The sequence below is a fragment of the Streptomyces sp. NBC_01635 genome, from assembly GCF_045209715.1.
GTDB classification, from domain to species: Bacteria; Actinomycetota; Actinomycetes; order Streptomycetales; family Streptomycetaceae; genus Streptomyces; species Streptomyces hirsutus.
In genome coordinates this window covers 7,114,516-7,130,925 of the sequence record NZ_CP109277.1, presented here as the reverse complement: position 1 = coordinate 7,130,925, position 16,410 = coordinate 7,114,516, and the positions used below count along the sequence as shown (strand labels likewise).

The following is a 16,410-nucleotide window of genomic DNA, read 5'->3' as shown; positions in this document are numbered from 1 at the left end:
CCCATGCCCCGGCACACGTAGCTACCCCGGCCCGCGGACCGAGCGGCAACTCACCCGCAGGCCGGCGCCTCTCGATCGCCCACCCCGGCCGCCGCGCCCCTTCCACCCGTCCCCACGCATACGCGGCACGCCGGACATCATCTCCGAAGGAGACCTTCGTGACGTCTCGTTACCCGTCCCTGCCCGCGCCCTCCGCTGTGCAAGGGAGCCGGGCAGGTTGAAGGCGCTCGCCGCCGGCATCGGCGGCGTCGTCGTCCTCTCCCCCTTTCTCCTTGGCGGGGCGGCCATGATGATGGCCACGTCCAGCGAAGCCGCCGCACAGAGCAGCGCGTCCCTTCAGTGTCTGCCCAACCTGGACACCGACAAGGTCACCGAACAGGTCACCAAGATCCTCGACGGCGCGGACGCCTCCGGTATCTCCATCGAGGGCCTGGACCTGCCCGGTGAGCAGATCCCGAACGCACAGACCGTCGTTGCCGCCGGGATCAGTCTCCACGTGCCCAAGCGCGGGCAGATCGTCGCTCTCGCCACCGCCATGCAGGAATCCCGGCTGCGCAACCTTGCCTACGGGGACCGCGACTCCCTCGGCCTGTTTCAGCAGCGGCCCAGCCAGGGCTGGGGCACAGCCGAGCAGATCCGCGATCCCGTCTACACGTCCGAGAGGTTCTACAAGGCGCTTCTGCAGGTGAGTGGCTGGCAGCAGCTGACCGTGACACAGGCCGCCCAAGCCGTACAGAAATCCGGCTACCCGGACGCCTATGCCCAGTGGGAGCCGCTGGCGACCGCGCTGCAGAAGGCCATCGCCGCCACCTTCCCCGGCGCCGGTGACGATGCCGGCCAGGAGGCTGACGACGCACCCTCGCTGTCCGACTGCACCACGGAAGACGGCTCGTCCTTCGGGAAGATCCCGGAAGGCGCCGTCCCGAAGGGTTACAAGATCCCCAAGAACGCCGACCCACGTGCCCGCAAGGCGATCGTCTGGGCGATGCATCAGCTCGGCACGATGTACCAGTGGGGCGGCACCTGTACCGCGCCGCACGGCCCCGACCCGATGGGCCGCTGTGACTGCAGCTCGCTGATGCAGCAGGCGTACGCCCAGGCCGGCATCCAGCTCACCCGTACCACGTACACGCAGGTCAACGAAGGCAAGGCAGCCTCTGTCAAGGCCATGAAGCCCGGTGACCTGATCTTCAGCCGCGGCAGCGCCGCTCGCCCCGAGCACGTCGGCATGTACCTGGGCGAGGGGCTCGTCATCGAGGCCCCGCGCACGGGCAGGCCCGTACGCATCACCCCGCTCAAGGACTGGAATGTCCTCGCCGTGCGCCGCGTCCTGTGACGCCGGCCTCCGCCCGGCCCACCCTTTCCGTTCCCCACTTCTACCCTCTGGCTTGCGTACGCAAGGAGCCTTGCCGCACCCATGACATCTCTCGCCGACCGGCTCTATCTCGCCTTCGACCCCGGGATCACTCCCAAGGGCGGTGGCCTGCCGGGGCTCTCCGTCCTGAAGAGCGTCGTCAGCTCCATCAACATGTTCGGCATCATCGCCGTCGTCGGCGCGCTCGCCGTCAGCCTGGCAGTGTGGGCCTGGGGCCACCACACCGGTGGCCACCAGGCCGAGGCGAACGGCAAGAAGGGGGCGACTGTAGCCGCGGGCGCCGCCCTCGGCCTTGGCGCCGCGAACGGCATTGTCGCCTTCTTCTCGGCGCTGGGGTCGCAGGTCCAGTGATGAAAAACCGATTCTCTCTGTCGGCCTACGGCGTCGGCTGGTCGGCGAACCGCCGCATCCTCGTGATCTCCGTGGTTCTGGCGTCGTTGCTGGCCCTGGCCGGCGTCACCGCCTATGTCACCGGCCGCCACGGGCAGCACGACGCGTCTGCCGGCCCGGCGCCGTCAACACCGCCCAACTCGGCGCCGTCGAGCGCCGCTTCCACGCAACCAAGAGCCGAGGCGGGGTCGGTGCCCCGGCCTCCGCGGGTATCCGACCCCCTCGCCTTCGCTCGGGCCGCAGCCGAGATGCTGTGGTCCTACGACACCCGCGACACCAGCCACGAGCAGCAGCTTGCCGGTATGGAGGCGTGGATGACGAAGGAGAGCGAGTACGGCGACTGGTCCTCGGTCTCCGCGCAGATGCCCGACCCGACCCTGTGGTCGCGTATGGCCGACCAGAGGCAGCATGCCACTGTCGCCGTCGCCGAAGCTCACTACCCGGCCGCCTTCAAGCAGGCCCTGGCCGAAGACCCTTCCGCGATCACCGAGGCATACATCTACGCCGTGACCGTCACCGGCAAGCAGACCATCGCCTGGGCCAAGGGCGGCGGCGGGGCGGAGGACCGGTCCATCACCCTCGCCGTGCAGTGCCGACCCTCGGCCGGCTGCTCACTCGTCGCCATCGCCCCGACCGTCGCGCCCTGACCGAAAGGAGTCCCCATGGGGTTTTGTGATCTCCCCCTCGCGGACACGCTCTGCACGGTCGGCGAAGCCGTGGATTTCGCCTCCAACCCGGGCAAGGCGATCGGCGACTGGATGGCCAAGAGCGCCGGCGAACTCGCCGCCGCTGCCGCCGACCTCGCGTCCAAGGCCATCGACAGCACGACCAAGGTCGATCTCAACGCGGGCTGGTTCCGCGACAATTACGAGACGATCCTGCCCATCGGCCTAGTGGTCCTCGTGGCCACCTTCTGCGCCCAGCTCGTGCGCGCCGCGGTCAGACGCGACGGGCAAGCCCTGACGCAGGCGTTCACCGGCACCGCCTCCGGAGTGTTCTTCGCGTTCGCCGCCATCGCCCTGACCACCGTAGCGATCGAAGTCGTCGACGCCCTGTCCGCCGGACTGTTCAGAGCCGCGAACATGGACACCGCCTCCGCGGTCCGCCGCATCGTGAAGGTCAATCAGATACCCGCGCTCGCCGGGCTCGGATGGCTTGTCGCCGTCTTCGCCGGTCTGGGAGCCGGCATCGGCGCCGTTCTCTACTGGTGCGTGATGATGGTCCGCAAGGTGGGCATCCTGGTCATGGTCACACTGGCCGTGTTCGCCGGGGCCGGCGGAGGCTGGGAAGTCGCACGCCGCTGGCGCAAGGGCTGGATCGAGGCCACCGCCACCCTTGTCGTCTCCAAGCTGCTGATGACGATCATCTTCGTCCTCGGCGTCGCAGCCATGGGCAAGACCGAGGCCACAGACGGCCTGGCCGCACTCGCCGACGTTCTTGCGGGCATCGTGATCATGATCCTGGTACTGCTCTGCCCCTACGCGACCTTCAAGTTCGTGCACTGGGCAGCCGAAGGCTCCGACGGCGAGACCCTGCACCGCGCCGGTGGCGCCGGAGCGCAGCTCGCCAAGCAGCACGCCGAGCGCGCCGGGAGAAAGGCGGCCGCGATGGCGGCCACCGCCGGAACCGGCGGCGCGGCAGCCGGAGCGGGCGCGGGAGCCGGGGCCGCTCCGCAAGGGCCGGACTCGATCCCAGGGAGTGGCGGGTTTCCCGGCGACATCGCCTCCAGTCCGAGCGGCGGAGGCACCGATCAGGAAAGCGGGCAGTCCGGCGGCTCGAGCGCCCCACCTGGCGGAGACGCCGTCAAGTCCGGCCTGGAAAAGGCCGTGCAGCCTGCGCCGACCAGCGTCACCGACGATACGAACGGCCAGGTCGGCGGCGACCCCGCCGGTGGCGGCTCAGGATCCGGCTCCGGTGCCGCGTCCGGTCAGGTCGGTGGCTGGATCTCCACGCCACCGACCACCACGCCTCCGCCGCAGGGCGCCCCGCCGCCCTCCGGCTCCCAGGCGGCCAGTGCCGGCAGCGGCGCGGCATTCCCTCCGCCTCCCCCGACCAGCCTCTGATCGCCCTGGCCATGCCCGGGGGCGGGACGGGTACTTCGCTCCCCGCCCCCGAGCCCCGCCAGCGTCCCTTGGACCAACCCCTTGTCTGATGTGTCCGTCGCCCCGGTCACGGTGAAGTTCCCACACCGGTCCCGCCGCGGTATCCTCCTCGGTCTTTCCCTCCCCCAACTCGTCCTCGTCTCCTGCGCGCTGGCGCTGCTGCTGATGACAGTGATCTCCACCGGGCTGCTCGGCGCCGTGGCACTGGCCCCGCTGTGGGCAGCCGTCGCCGCGCTGGCCACGATCCGCCGCCACGGCCGGTCCCTGATCGACTGGGCACCGATCGTCACCCGCTACGCGATCCGTCGCCGCACCGGGCACACCCTCTGGCTCGCCCGGCCGGTCACCCGCCCGCGGCGAGACGGCATCCTGCACCTGCCCGGCACCGCCGCCTCCCTGAAGGTCGTCACCCCCGGCGACTCCGCCAACGGCGCCGCAGCCGTCCACGACCCGCACCAGCAGACCCTCACCGCCGTCGCCCGCGCCTCCTCCCGCGCGTTCGCCCTGCTCGACCCGGCCACCCAGAACGCGAACGTCAACGGCTGGGGCCGTGCACTAGCCGGCACCGCCCGCACCGGACACGTCGCCACCGTGCAGGTCCTGGAACGCACCGTCCCCGACTCCGGTGACACCCTCTCCCGGCACTGGGCCCAACACGGTCGGCCCGAGGCCCCGGTCGCCGGACAGATCTACTCCGAGCTCGTCGCTTCCGCCGGACCGGCAGCCGCCCCGCACGAGACCTACCTCGCCATCTCCCTCGATCTGAAGGCCGCCAAGCGGCTCATCTCGCAGGCGGGCGGCGGACTGCCGGGCGCTTTCACGGTCCTGCAACAGACCACCTCCTCCATCGCCCAGGCCGCCCGCAACGCCGGCCTCATGGTCACCGGCTGGCTGTCAGCCCGGGAGATCGCCGCCGTCATCCGCACCGCCTACGACCCCAAAGCCCTCGCCGCCCTGCAACAGTGGTCGGACACCGGCCGGGCGGAGGCCGATCCGGCCGCCGCCGGCCCCGTCGTCCAAGTCGAGGAATACGACCGGCTCGCCACCGACACCGCGCGCCACGCCACGTACTGGGTGGAGAACTGGCCCCGGACGGAGTCGCATGCCGGGTTCCTGCACGGGCTGATGTTCACCACAGGCGTCCGCCGCAGCCTCTCCCTCATCTACGCCCCGCAGGGGCTCGAGTCCGCGCTCCGCGACGTACAGCGCCGCAAGGCGGCGATCATCGCCGACGCCAACGAACGCGCCCGCCGCGGCCAGGTCGACAGCGAGGAGGACTCCGTCGAATACGCCGACGTCAAGGCCCGTGAACGGCAGCTCATCGCCGGGCACGCCGACGTCGCCCTGACCGGCCTGGTCACCGTCACCGCCGAGACCGACGCCCTGCTCGACGCGGCTTGCGCACAGATCGAGACCGCCGCCGTCACCGCCGGCGTCGACCTGCGCCGCCTCAACTACCAGCAGCCCGACGCCTTCACCCTCGGCGCACTCCCCCTCGCCCGCACCGCCCTCTGAACGACGCCGCCCCCCCGCCGAGACCATTCGCCCACCCTGCCCACCGGCCGGTGGCAGGAAGGACCGCCCTCTTTGACCACCACCACCTCTCCCGACGACGCACACCCCTACCTCCGCGCTGCGAGCGCCGGAATCCGCCACCACCGAAAGATCGCACAGGCCGAGCGCACGGCGGTCGACCGCACACACCTCGACGTGCTCCACGCCCACCTCACCGCCGTACACCAGCTCCTCGACCAGCTCGCCGACACAGCCCGGCCCTCCCACCCCACCGCAGGCCGGCATCTCGCCACCGCCCAAACCCGGCTCTGGCAGGCCACCGCAGAGGTTCACTCCGCCTTCCACCTCCTGCCGGCGCCCCTCTTCCCGACCAGCACCCAGGCCACCGAGTGCCGTCCCGACCGGCTCCCCGAGGGACCACCGGTGCTGACCATCTGCCAGCGCCACCTGGCCGCCGGACACATCGCCCGCCGCAAGAACACACCCACCGACCTCAACCACCCGCCGCACACCACCGCATGCATCCGATGAGCACTACTCACCCGCCGAATCGAGAGCCCCTGATGAGCCTCCGGCCCGCCCACCGAACCCGGCGCGCCTCGGCCTCTCCCCTGTTCACCCCGCACGGCACTGACCGGGCCGGCCGCAAGGCAGCCCGCCGCCAACTCGCCGAGGCCGCCGCCAAGGCCCGTTCCGAAGCCGCCGGTCATGCGGCAGGCACGGCCCCCACCGAGCACAAGATCCCCGCCCCCCTCTACCCGCCCAGCGGACGGCCCGGCCCCGCATCGGCCCGCGGAAACCGGCTCAGGCTCCCCACGCACCGCATGACCACCGCCATCGCGGCCGGGGCGTACCCCTTCCTCGCCGAAGGCGGACTCGGCGCCGAGGGCCTCTACATCGGCCGCGACGTCCACGCCGAAGCAAGCTTCGTCTTCGACCCGTTCGCCCTGTACGGGAAGGTCGAGGGCTTCACCAACCCGAACGTGCTGCTGGCCGGGGTGATCGGACAGGGCAAGAGCGCGCTGGCCAAGAGCTTCGCGCTCCGCTCCGTCGCCTTCGGCTACCGCGTCTACGTGCCCTGCGATCCCAAGGGCGAGTGGACGCCCGTGGCCGCCGCGCTCGGCGGCACGTCCGTCGCGCTCGGCCCCGGACTTCCCGGCAGGCTGAACCCGCTGGACGCCGCGCCCCGCCCCGCCTCCATCTCGGAGACCGACTGGGCAGGAGAGACCCGCAAGCGCCGGCTGCTCCTGCTCGCTTCCCTGGCCCGTACCGTCCTCGGCCGGGACCTGCTCCCGATGGAGCACACCGCCCTCGACATCGCCCTCGACGCCGTCGTCACCCGGGCTGCCGACTCAGGCCGGACGCCACTCCTCGGCGACGTCGCCGCCACCCTCAACAACCCCGACCAACTCGACGAGGCCGCCGGCCTCATGTCCGGACGGCTCGGAGACGCCGCACGCGACCTCGCCCACGCCATGCGCCGACTCGTCCACGGCGACCTGGCGGGCATGTTCGACGCCCCCAGTACGGTCGCCTTCGACCCCGACAGCCCGATGCTCACCATCGACCTCTCGCGGCTGGGCGGATCCGGCGACGACACCGCCCTCGTCCTCGCCATGACCTGCGCCTCCGCCTGGATGGAATCCGCTCTCACCGACCCGCGCGGCGGCCGGCGCTGGATCGTCTACGACGAAGCCTGGCGCCTGATGCGGCACCCGGGTCTCCTCCAGCGCATGCAGGCCCAGTGGAAACTCTCCCGCGGACTCGGCATCGCCAACCTGATGGTCATCCACCGGCTGTCCGACCTGCTCACCGCCGGCGACGCCGGATCACAGGGCCGCGCCCTGGCGGAGGGACTCCTCGCCGACTGCTCCACCCGGATCATCTACCGCCAGGAGACCGACCAACTCCACGCCGCAGCCACCCTCCTCGGCCTCACCTCCGTCGAATCCGAAGCCATCGCCCACCTCAACCGCGGGCGCGGTCTGTGGAAGGTCGCCGGCAGGAGCTTCATCGTCCAACACCTCCTCCATGCCCACGAACTGGCCCTCTTCGACACGGACGCCCGCATGCACTGAAACGCCAGGGCTTTCACGGACACCGATCCGCGCTCTCGGCCGCTCATCCGCCTATCACCGCCGACGGTCCCTGCCCTGGCCAATCACTCCCCCTCTACATCCAGGAGGCCCACCTGTATCCGAGCCGCGCCAGTGCCTTCGCCACAGCACTCGCACCGCATCTGCCCGAAGGGTGGTGCCGCAAGTACATCGGGTTCCGGCTCCCCAGCGACCCTCATATAGCCGACCAGCTCTGGGACCGCGGCCCGACCCATTCGTCCCTGCTCGACTGGCCCGACACCCGTACGGGCTTCGTCGGAGGACCAGACGGCGAGGAGCTCTGTGTGCTGGAGCGCCCCCGCCACCCCCGTCAGTACCTGGTGGCTCCCTTGCAGCCCGAAGGGTTCTTGCCACACCACTTCAGGGGCGTCGACGAGCCCACCGGAATCGCGGTCCCCGACGATCCGGTCCGTGCCGCAGCCGCCGTCAACCGACGGGTCCTGCCCCGCCTCCGAATCGCCCTGGCAGCCGTACGGCACAACGCAACCGTTCAGCCCGAGCCTCCCCACCGGCCTGAGCCGCCGCAGGTGGCGTGCGTCGTCACCCTGACCTGGTACGAGGACGGCGCCCTCGGCACGCCGTTCAAGAGCGTCCCCGAGGACGCCCGCACGGACCTGTATGTGCTCGGCTTCCAGTACCACCCCCACCAGGCAGCGTTCCTGCTCCCTGCCGCGTACGGCGAGGACGGCCGTGACCTGCGCTTGCGAGCGCTGGTTCACCAGCTCGCCCGGAAGGGCATCGGCGTGAACCTTCGCCACGCCCCCACTCCCGCCATCGCCGCAACGCGTCCGGCCGTCCCGGTACCGACCAGCTCCTCGGTGACTGCCCACCGCCGGTGAGCCGACCGCTCGCCGCGCCCTTTCCCATCCCCAGCAAAGAGGAGCCCCCATCCGCCCCGCCCGCCGTACTCTTCCCCTGGTCACCGCCGCTGTCTGCCTCGCTCTCACCACGACTGCCTGCTCCAGCGACACGGACGGCACCACCCCGACCGCCGCAGACCAGACGAAGTCACCCAGCGCCACACCGAAGCCGGCCCCCGCGCTCACCCCGGCCAAGGCCCGTAGCGCCATCGCCGCCTACTCGAAGACGAACAACCTCGCGTACATCAAGCGTGACCGCGCACTCCTCGACTCCGTCGAGGGCGGCCCCCGGCATGCGATGTCGCTGGCCGACCTCAAGGAAGACGACGCCCTACCGAAGGCAAACCAAGAGCCGTACCGGCCGTGGTCGTACGACCTCGCCGCAACCGACCTCTACATCCCGCGCCTGAAGGATGGGCAGCAGCGGTGGTTCGCCGCCGTCACCCGGGCCGGCAGCAAGAAGCAGTACACCCGCGTCCTGGTCCTGGCCGAGAACGCGAAGTCGAAGCGATGGGAGATGGTCGCCACCGTCGACCTGGACACCCCCTTCCAGCTCCCGAAGATCATGCTGGACAAGGACGGCTACGCCACGGCGGTCGACCCCGCTTCCAAGTCCCTGGCCGCTCCCGTCGACCTGCTGCGCTCGGCCGTGATCGACAATTTCGCCACCGGAGGCGACCTCACCGGACGCAAAGTGCTGGCCCCCACCGAGGCTGCCAAACGGCAGGTCAAGGTCCACCACGACACGATCCACAAGTTCGGGACCCGAGGCACCACCCAGTTCGCGTCAGCGGCCGCGGAGTTCCCCGCCGGCTACGCGTTGAAGACCTCCACGGGCGCGCTCGTCGTCTTCTCCCACAACCACACCCAGCACGACGCCGTCGCCGCGCCGGGTCTGGAGATCGTGCCGGAGAAGCAGGACCGCGCCTGGCTCGGCACCACACCCCGCCCTGCCTTCACCTACACCTTCACCTGCTCGGACGTCGCCGCCGTCCCGACTGCGCCCGAGCCGTCCAGCCTGCTGGGCTACGGATGCCGCCGCACGGACGCCGAGGCGAGCGGACCCGGCGCCGCCGTCTAGGAGACTTCCCAATGACGTTGTCAAGCTGCTGCCGTGACTGGTGGTGTGGCTTGGTAGCGCGCTCCGTCGCGGATCATGGCCCACAGGACGTTGGCCCGGCGCCGGGCGAGTGCCAGCAGCGCCTGTTTGTGCCCCTTGCCTTCGGCCCGCCTGCGCTCGTAGAACCGTTTCGATGCAGGGCAGCTTCGGAGACTGGCAAAGGCGGAGAGGTAGAAGGCACGGAGCAGGCCGCGGTGGTAGCGGCGCGGGCGGTGAAGGTTGCCGCTGACGCGCCCGGAGTCGCGGGGGACGGGGGCGAGACCGGCGTAGCCGGCCAGGCGGTCGGCGGTAGCGAAAGCGGCCATGTCACCGCCGGTCGCGGCAAGGAACTCCGCGCTCAGCATGGTGCCCATACCCGGCAGGCTCTGGATCACCTCGGCGCTGGGATGCTCGCGAAACCGGGCCTCGATCAGGGCTTCCACTTCGGTGATCTCCTCATCGAGGGCCATCACCCCCTTCGCCAGCCGGGCCACCATGGTGGCCGCGAGCTTCTCGCCGGGCAGGGCAGTGATCTGGGCCTCGGCCGCCTCCACGACGGCCTTGGCCAGGGCCGCACTGCCGTAGACCTTGCGGTTCTTCAGCCAGGTGGTGATGCGCGAGGTGCCGGCACGGCGGATCGAAGCCGGAGTCTGGTAGCCGGTCAGCAGCATGACCGGCCCTTTCCTGGTCAGATCCAGCGAGCGTTCCAACGCGGGGAAAATCTCCAGAAGTTGAGCGCGAAGGCGATTGATCTGCCGGGTTCGGTCACAGACCAGATCGGTGCGGCGGGTGACCAGGGTGCGCAGGTCGACCGATATCTCGTCGCCGGGCCGAAGGACACCGAGGTCGGTGCGCATGCGGGCCTGGTCGGCGATGACGAAGGCGTCCTTCGCGTCGGTCTTGGCCTGGCTGCGGTAGCCGGCCGATGCGCGGTGGACGGCCAGGCCGGTGATGTAGGTGATGTGCTGGTCGTGGCCGACCAGCAGACCGAGCAGCAACGCGGCCCCGCCGTGGTTGATGTCGACCGCCCACAGCACGTCGCGCGACAGGTCCAGGACGTTCGCCACGAGCTTGAGCAGTTCGCTCTCGTCGTTCAGCACGCGTCGCGACAGCAGTCGCTTGCCCTGGGCGTCGATCACCACGCAGTGGTGATGTTCCTTGCCGATGTCCACTCCGGCCCAGATCTCGGGCACGGCCACCTCCGCCAGCTCGTCGTACATGAACCCAGCAGACGACCTCGCCGACGTTGTCCTACACAGCGATCGCGTCGCGTCTCCCAATTAGCGGTCGAGTCGTCGCGGGGCTCTGGGCGGCCAAGTCTCCTGAGCCATCCAACGGCGGCCGCATGCCAGCCATACCCAAAGCCCCTGGGCCCCACCGATCTTACGAATGACCAGTTCAGACCCACATCAAGAAAGGTAGGACCGTATGCAGCATCCCGACTTCGAGCTGTACGACAACGCGGGCCGCGACGGCGACCAGATCGCCGCCGCCCACTTCGGCATCGCCACCCGCGACGACCTGCTGCGCTGGGCACGCCGGGACGCCGAGCCGTTCCTCACCCAGCACCCGCTCCCCGCCGAGGTCAGCGCCGTCACCCAGCGCCTCCTGGACATCGCCCAACCCGCTCTGAGCGCGATGAGCGACCTCCTCGTGGCCATTGCTCGGTGGGGTGGCCGCCACCGGTTCGCGGAGCAGGGGTCTCCGCCCAAGCTGCTGCTGGAAGCCGCCGGCCGCAGCCTGTCCGTACTGGCCGTCGCCGACGAAGCCGACCTGGCAGTCCTGCGCGCCAAGTACGACCCCGCACCGGCGCCGCCGAAGGCACCCGCCTCCGGCCGCCGCCAGGCGCCGTCTGGTCTGCCTCCGAATCCACCGCCCACACCGCGCACCGGCTCCGCGCCCGGCCGGTAGCCGCTTGACCCCCTGGGAGGCCCACCCTGTCGACCCGATCGTCCATCGCCCACACCGAGCTGGTGCGCGCGGCCCCGATGGGCGGCCTCGTCCACGGCAAGGACTACTTGGTGGCGGCCGTCACCATCACCAGCCCCGCCCCCAAAGTCCTGCGACCGCTGCCGGCCCACCGCTCCCGCAAGCACTCCGAGCAGATGACCGCCCAGCACAGAGACAACCAGCTGGAGACCGCGGCCCGGCCACACACCTGGCAGTACCGGCGTGCCCTGCACTCCGCCCTCCACCGCCGAGTGCCGGACCATGGCTGACGCGCAGATCATTCTCGCCTACGGCCGCGATACCGGAATCGTCGCCATCGGCCACGGCGAGAGGTACAAGGCCGCGCACGAGGCTCTCGCCGCAGCCGGCTTCCGCCGTGGCGACGACTGGGTGTTCCACCTGCCGGGCGTGGACGAGGACGCCTCGCGTGCCACCGTGGCCAATCTGGTCCGCCACGCCACAGCGCACGGGGCGGAAGTGGTGACCAGCAGCCAGCGGTTCATCGGCGACACCGCCCGAGATATCGCCCGCCTACTGCCCGGCCAGTGGGACGTACGCATCGAGCTCTACTCCCATCCCGTATGGCAACAGGACCTGGTGCCGTGGCTGTGGGACAGCGGCGAACTCGTCCTCGCCGTCCAAACCCAACGGATCCCCTACGCCGCCACCCTCACCGACACATCCGAGACGACCCTGCTGCTCGTCGAACGTCCCGACCACCAACTCGGCTACCTGGTCGGTGCCTTCGCACCCGAACCGTTCGAGGAGGGGTACGGCGACCCACACGCTCCGCACAGCATCGCCCTGCCACCGTTCGCCGGCCGCGCGGCCCGAGGCATCGCGGACCGTTTCCTGCCCGCCTACGAACGCGCCGTCCACGCCCGCCGGATCGCAACCGTCGCCGAGGCCCTCGACCGCATTCACGCCGAGCAAGACGCCTGGGCCGCCATCATTGCCTCGAGCCGGCACAGGAACGCGTCCCCACTTGGCGACACCGCACTCGGCGAGGCGGCCGAGACGTTCCTGAACCGGGCCTGGGCCGAGTTCCTCGCCGTCGTTCAGCATGCTCCCGTCCTCCTCGACCGGTGCCGTCCTGCTGCCACCAACTGGCCCGGGGACGCCCGTGTGCTCGCCGAGCTGGTCGACGCTCTCACCGATGCCGAGGACCTGGACGGGGATGCGTCGCTCACACGAACGGAGCGGGACGCCCGGCTCCGGGCTGTCCTGGGCACCTGGCTCACCCACAGCGAGCCGTTCCTTCGCCAGGCTCGCGCGGCAACTCCTCCTCGGCAGCACACAGTCCCGGCCGCCGCCCTACCCCACCAAGCCCTCCCACGCGGCCCACACGCGCCCGGCCGCTGACTCCTCCCACTGCCCACCGTAAGGAGATCTCCTCTTTGGATCCTGGCACGCACTTCGTCTTCGGCACCCACAAAGATCATGGTTTCGTCGTCTCCACCACCGCCTTGATGCCCGCCCATCTGGCCCACTGGTTCCTGGTGCGGGAGCAGTTCGAGCCCGTACCCGGCTCGCCGGGCCTGTACCGGCTCACCGCCTCCGAGCGTGACGGGCCGCGCCGCACCCGGCAGGCCGCCCAAGATCTGCGCCGTCACGGCTACGCCGTGCACGTCGACGCCGACGTCGCCCTTGCATCGGCCGACCCGCCACGCCCGCTCCGGCCGAACGGACTCACCGAACGTCGCAGCCGCATCGCCCGGGCCGCCGCCAGCCAGTCATCGCAGCGCCGTGCGGTGCCGACGACCTCGCCGCCGTCCGCACGTTCGATCCCGCCGAAGCCCGCCTACGCGCCGACCGTTCACCTGACCGCTTCCGTCCCCGGACGGTCCCGGTGACCCCCGACACCAAGCCGATCCGCATCACCCGCGGGCCAGGGGGCGAAGTCGAAGCCGAAGGCCGCTTCGACTCCCTCGCCGCGGAAATCCTGCGCCACGCCGGCTTTCTCTTCGAGCCAGCCCTGCACGGCCACTGGATCCGGCTCCCCTTCGACATGGGAGGCGACTGGGAGAACCAGCAGGCGACCTGGGCCGCGGAGATGCTCACCGCCGCCCGCTACCCCGTACTTCTCGCCCGCGACCTGCGTCCAGGCACCCCCAAGTCGTCGACGCCACACACACCGGCCATGACGGCGCAGGCTCCGCCTGGGCGACGGCCGCGCCGCTGACACCGACCACCAGGAAGACCCTGCCTCGAATACCACTCCCCCCTTGGGCCCCGCCGCACCGGGCCCCGGCGCCCGCACGCGGCCCGTAGCACCCCCGAACCTAGGAGATCTCTTCATGGCTGTCCGCACACAGTGGACGATCATGCACGACTGCGGCCACGAAGTCGTCCACGACCTGTCCGACCGGCCCGCCGACAAGCGGGCCGGATTCGCCCGCTGGCTTGCGACCAAGGACTGCACCGACTGCTGGAAGGCCGCCCGCGACGCCGACACCGAATCCAAGGAGCAGTGGCTCGCCACCAAGCGGGCCGAGGAACGGCAGGCCGCCGCCGAGTGGACCGAACGATTCGACATGCTGCCGCTGGAAGGCCCCGAGAAAGCCCTCGACTGGGGTGAGCGCTCCCGCCACCAGTTGATGATTGCTGCGCACACCGCGCTGGTCGTCGAGGGCGCCTGGGACGAGGCCGACTGGGCGGAGCTGGAAGAGAGGGCCCGCGCGATCACCAGGGCCGGCTGGTGGATCGACCAGCGCGACGCGGAAGGCTCTGACCTGCTCGAACTCCTCGACGCCGCCACCGAGTCGGACCGCGGAACCGAGAACCCCTACCGGTAAGGACGGCCCGGAACGTAGCCGAGGATCGCCGGTTGGCCAAACCGGCGATCCTCCGGACCATTGATCCTCCCGCCGCCACCCCCCTGCGTGGATAGGACCTTCCGTGACCGAGCCCTGCCCGCCCCCGCCCCCTCCGGCCTTCGCGCCCACCCCCGACCCGCTCACCCCCTCCCGGGACGTCACCCACGCCCACTTCGAGGCCGGCGACCAGATCATCGTCCTCAAGGGAATCGCCGGCGGAGAGCTGTGGGGAGACGCCATGCGTGTCGTCGCCCCCTCCTGGCACACGCCGACCGACGAGGACGGGTGGCGGCTGCGCGACGCCACCGGCGGAGCCCAGACCTACATCACCGGCCACCCGCGCTACCTCGTGCACCTCTCGCGTCGCTGCCCGGACTGCCTGATCCACCTGCGCGCCATGGAAGACCACCTTCTGCCGAAGTACGCAGGGCAGGACGCACTGATCGACTGCGGCTGGTACACCACCACAGCCCTCGGCCAGCTTGTGCACATCGCCGACATCAGGAGCGGCCAGTGAGCCTGCCCGTCCGCCGCCCCGGCGCGCGAGCACTCCCTGATCACCGCGCTCCGCCCGCGACCTCCGCCACCCAGGTCGCCAAGGCCATCGGAGTAACACCGACGTGATCCCCCGAGTCAGCGCCCGCACCCACACTCCGCACGGCCCGCTCTGCGAGGCCCTGGGGAGAACCGGTGTTGCCACCGCCCCACCCACGGTACGAAATACCCCACGACGATCACCGTAGAAGATTCGTCCCGTTGCCTCTGGCCGACCGATTCCTGGCCGTCCGCCGCGCCCCTCACTCCGACGTGAGGTCCTCGCCCGGGGCGGCGCCCCCGAGGCCCACAGCATTCTTCAGCGCGCAGGGTTCGTCCCTGTCGTCCAGCTCCACTAGACCTGTCACCGCGTACCCATCGATCTCACGGTGGACGAGGAGACCCGCCTCGCCACCAAAGCCGTAGCCCGGCTGCGGGCCGTCGGCTACCACGTCGACTGCGACAAGGACTTCCACACCGCCCGGTGTCCCGCCTCGCTATCTGCCGCTGGGCGCCCAGGTCGCCGAGTGCATCCGCAAGGCCACCACTGACGAGGGTGCCGAGGTTCTCACCGAGCTGACCGCCTCTTACGACGGGACCCTCACCGCCCTTGAGGAAATCCTGCAGGCCACTGCGGACTTCCACGACGGCATGGACGAGGCTGCCGACCCTCATGTCGCTTGCGCTACCTCGCAGACCGGCACACCCAGCACCCCGGCCACAGCACCTACGCGGAAGAGATCCCCGCCACAGAGCGCGAACACTCCACCGTCTGCGCCTGCCGACCCGCCACGTGCCGTGCCAGTACCGCCTCCGCCCACCGTCGTCGGACTTCGCAGCTGACGCCATCCCATCTACTCAAGGAAGACATGCACGACCACGACTTCGGACGCCTTGTCTCGTTCGCCGATGTCCTCGCCGGTGAACTGCCCGATGCCTGGACCAGCAGTCACCACCCGGCCGAGGACAAGGACGACTTCGCCGATCTCACCGACCGTATCTGGGACATGGACCTCGTCGCCCAAACCCTCGTCAAGAACCCGCTCCAGCAAGCGGCGGTCCTCACCCGCCAGGACGGTGCGCAGCTCGTTGTCCTCGACCGGCCCGGACGGGACGGATTCCTCATCGCCGCCGTCGCCCCCAGCAACCTCCCCGCGGAGGCGTTCCGGGGCCTGCGTGAACCGGACGGGATCGTCCTGACGGACGACCCGTTCCACAGCGCGGAGCTGGTCGCCGGCGACCTACTGGCCCGCTTCGACACGGCCCTCGCCCAGGTCCGCTGCAACGCGGCAGGCATCCAGCCGTCCCAGCCGGACCGGGTCGTCCTGACCTGGCAGCCGGACGGCAGCCTCGCCGCCGCCCCTGTCAGCGAGAAGGCTGCCGAAGTCCTGGACGCCAACGGGTTCGTCCGTGACGAGAGCGGCACCTACCGTCTCAGCGGCGACGACACCACCAGTCAGGCACGCGCCGTGCGGGCGATCGGTCCGCAGCTCGACGCGCACGGCATCGCCGTCGCGCTCCAGCACCCCTCGGGCCGGATCCCGCCCACCGCCACCCCGCCGACGCCTTCGCCAGTCCCTGCTGCCACCAGGGCCTCCACCGGGAGGAGACGGTGACGCAAAACATCGGCGAGCACACCGGTCCGCCGGCCG

Annotated in this window: 19 protein-coding genes; 17 read left to right on the top strand and 2 right to left on the bottom strand. The window is 70.5% G+C overall.

Annotated features, from left to right (window positions below; all coding sequences use genetic code 11):
- Nucleotides 1-217 precede the first annotated feature (217 nt).
- The 9 genes from OHB56_RS33080 to OHB56_RS33040 all read left to right on the top strand — a co-directional run bounded on the left by OHB56_RS33080 (nucleotide 218) and on the right by OHB56_RS33040 (nucleotide 9,440).
- Complete coding sequence (locus OHB56_RS33080; protein ID WP_406357288.1) at nucleotides 218-1,336, top strand: C40 family peptidase; 1,119 nt, start codon at nucleotides 218-220, stop codon at nucleotides 1,334-1,336.
- A gap of 81 nt (nucleotides 1,337-1,417) precedes the next feature.
- Entirely contained in the window at nucleotides 1,418-1,726 is a 309-nt protein-coding gene (locus OHB56_RS33075; RefSeq protein WP_055607579.1) for a DUF6112 family protein, read from the top strand.
- Nucleotides 1,726-2,412 carry a hypothetical protein gene (locus tag OHB56_RS33070; protein WP_406357286.1) on the top strand — a complete coding sequence of 229 codons (687 nt, stop codon included), beginning with the start codon at nucleotides 1,726-1,728 and terminating at the stop codon, nucleotides 2,410-2,412. The genes OHB56_RS33075 and OHB56_RS33070 overlap by 1 nt, the downstream gene beginning before the upstream one ends.
- A 15-nt stretch (nucleotides 2,413-2,427) precedes the next feature.
- Nucleotides 2,428-3,828, top strand: a complete 1,401-nt coding sequence (locus OHB56_RS33065) for an ATP-binding protein (RefSeq protein ID WP_406357284.1) — start codon at nucleotides 2,428-2,430, stop codon at nucleotides 3,826-3,828.
- A gap of 81 nt (nucleotides 3,829-3,909) precedes the next feature.
- Entirely contained in the window at nucleotides 3,910-5,382 is a 1,473-nt protein-coding gene (locus tag OHB56_RS33060; protein ID WP_406357282.1) for an SCO6880 family protein, read from the top strand.
- Nucleotides 5,383-5,454: 72 nt separating this feature from the next.
- Nucleotides 5,455-5,913, top strand: a complete 459-nt coding sequence (locus tag OHB56_RS33055) for a DUF6238 family protein (protein ID WP_406357280.1) — start codon at nucleotides 5,455-5,457, stop codon at nucleotides 5,911-5,913.
- A gap of 32 nt (nucleotides 5,914-5,945) precedes the next feature.
- A complete protein-coding gene (locus OHB56_RS33050) occupies nucleotides 5,946-7,460 on the top strand; it encodes a VirB4 family type IV secretion system protein (protein WP_406357278.1) in 1,515 nt (504 codons plus the stop codon).
- Between the two features lie 323 nt (nucleotides 7,461-7,783).
- The gene (locus OHB56_RS33045; protein ID WP_406357276.1) at nucleotides 7,784-8,338 is read left to right on the top strand and encodes a hypothetical protein; all 555 of its coding nucleotides are present in this window, start codon (nucleotides 7,784-7,786) and stop codon (nucleotides 8,336-8,338) included.
- 319 nt (nucleotides 8,339-8,657) lie between these two features.
- On the top strand, nucleotides 8,658-9,440 hold the full coding sequence (locus OHB56_RS33040; protein WP_406357274.1) for a hypothetical protein: 783 nt from the start codon (nucleotides 8,658-8,660) through the stop codon (nucleotides 9,438-9,440).
- 20 nt (nucleotides 9,441-9,460) lie between these two features.
- Here the strand turns inward: OHB56_RS33040 and OHB56_RS33035 are convergent, their stop codons facing one another.
- Entirely contained in the window at nucleotides 9,461-10,657 is a 1,197-nt protein-coding gene (locus tag OHB56_RS33035) for an IS110 family transposase (RefSeq protein ID WP_406359259.1), read from the bottom strand.
- A 229-nt stretch (nucleotides 10,658-10,886) separates the two neighbouring features.
- Here OHB56_RS33035 and OHB56_RS33030 point away from each other — a divergent pair, with 229 nt between their 5' ends.
- The 7 genes from OHB56_RS33030 to OHB56_RS33000 all read left to right on the top strand — a co-directional run bounded on the left by OHB56_RS33030 (nucleotide 10,887) and on the right by OHB56_RS33000 (nucleotide 14,741).
- Nucleotides 10,887-11,369, top strand: coding sequence for a hypothetical protein (locus OHB56_RS33030; RefSeq protein WP_406357272.1), 483 nt, complete (start codon nucleotides 10,887-10,889; stop codon nucleotides 11,367-11,369).
- A 62-nt stretch (nucleotides 11,370-11,431) separates the two neighbouring features.
- Nucleotides 11,432-11,677 (top strand): hypothetical protein, encoded by a 246-nt coding sequence (locus tag OHB56_RS33025; RefSeq protein WP_406357270.1) that lies wholly within the window; start codon nucleotides 11,432-11,434, stop codon nucleotides 11,675-11,677.
- Nucleotides 11,670-12,770: a hypothetical protein gene (locus OHB56_RS33020; protein WP_406357268.1), complete on the top strand. Its 1,101-nt coding sequence runs from the start codon at nucleotides 11,670-11,672 to the stop codon at nucleotides 12,768-12,770. The genes OHB56_RS33025 and OHB56_RS33020 overlap by 8 nt, the downstream gene beginning before the upstream one ends.
- Nucleotides 12,771-12,805: 35 nt before the next feature.
- A complete protein-coding gene (locus tag OHB56_RS33015; RefSeq protein ID WP_406357267.1) occupies nucleotides 12,806-13,261 on the top strand; it encodes a hypothetical protein in 456 nt (151 codons plus the stop codon).
- Nucleotides 13,258-13,590 (top strand): hypothetical protein, encoded by a 333-nt coding sequence (locus OHB56_RS33010; RefSeq protein WP_406357265.1) that lies wholly within the window; start codon nucleotides 13,258-13,260, stop codon nucleotides 13,588-13,590. The genes OHB56_RS33015 and OHB56_RS33010 overlap by 4 nt, the downstream gene beginning before the upstream one ends.
- 115 nt (nucleotides 13,591-13,705) lie before the next feature.
- Nucleotides 13,706-14,203, top strand: coding sequence for a hypothetical protein (locus tag OHB56_RS33005; RefSeq protein ID WP_406357263.1), 498 nt, complete (start codon nucleotides 13,706-13,708; stop codon nucleotides 14,201-14,203).
- Nucleotides 14,204-14,306: 103 nt separating this feature from the next.
- Entirely contained in the window at nucleotides 14,307-14,741 is a 435-nt protein-coding gene (locus tag OHB56_RS33000) for a hypothetical protein (protein ID WP_406357261.1), read from the top strand.
- A gap of 280 nt (nucleotides 14,742-15,021) precedes the next feature.
- Here the strand turns inward: OHB56_RS33000 and OHB56_RS32995 are convergent, their stop codons facing one another.
- Complete coding sequence (locus tag OHB56_RS32995) at nucleotides 15,022-15,234, bottom strand: hypothetical protein (protein ID WP_406357259.1); 213 nt, start codon at nucleotides 15,232-15,234, stop codon at nucleotides 15,022-15,024.
- 393 nt (nucleotides 15,235-15,627) lie between these two features.
- Here OHB56_RS32995 and OHB56_RS32990 point away from each other — a divergent pair, with 393 nt between their 5' ends.
- Complete coding sequence (locus tag OHB56_RS32990; RefSeq protein WP_406357258.1) at nucleotides 15,628-16,374, top strand: hypothetical protein; 747 nt, start codon at nucleotides 15,628-15,630, stop codon at nucleotides 16,372-16,374.
- Nucleotides 16,375-16,410: the final 36 nt, after the last annotated feature.

Bases quoted from the DNA above. Each gene is read 5' to 3' on its own strand.
- OHB56_RS33075 (WP_055607579.1), top strand. From the start codon at position 1,418: ATGACATCTCTCGCCGACCGGCTCTATCTCGCCTTCGACCCCGGGATC.
- OHB56_RS33070 (WP_406357286.1), top strand. From the start codon at position 1,726: ATGAAAAACCGATTCTCTCTGTCGGCCTACGGCGTCGGCTGGTCGGCG.
- OHB56_RS33065 (WP_406357284.1), top strand. From the start codon at position 2,428: ATGGGGTTTTGTGATCTCCCCCTCGCGGACACGCTCTGCACGGTCGGC.
- OHB56_RS33050 (WP_406357278.1), top strand. From the start codon at position 5,946: ATGAGCCTCCGGCCCGCCCACCGAACCCGGCGCGCCTCGGCCTCTCCC.
- OHB56_RS33040 (WP_406357274.1), top strand. From the start codon at position 8,658: ATGTCGCTGGCCGACCTCAAGGAAGACGACGCCCTACCGAAGGCAAAC.
- OHB56_RS33030 (WP_406357272.1), top strand. From the start codon at position 10,887: ATGCAGCATCCCGACTTCGAGCTGTACGACAACGCGGGCCGCGACGGC.
- OHB56_RS33020 (WP_406357268.1), top strand. From the start codon at position 11,670: ATGGCTGACGCGCAGATCATTCTCGCCTACGGCCGCGATACCGGAATC.
- OHB56_RS33005 (WP_406357263.1), top strand. From the start codon at position 13,706: ATGGCTGTCCGCACACAGTGGACGATCATGCACGACTGCGGCCACGAA.
- OHB56_RS32990 (WP_406357258.1), top strand. From the start codon at position 15,628: ATGCACGACCACGACTTCGGACGCCTTGTCTCGTTCGCCGATGTCCTC.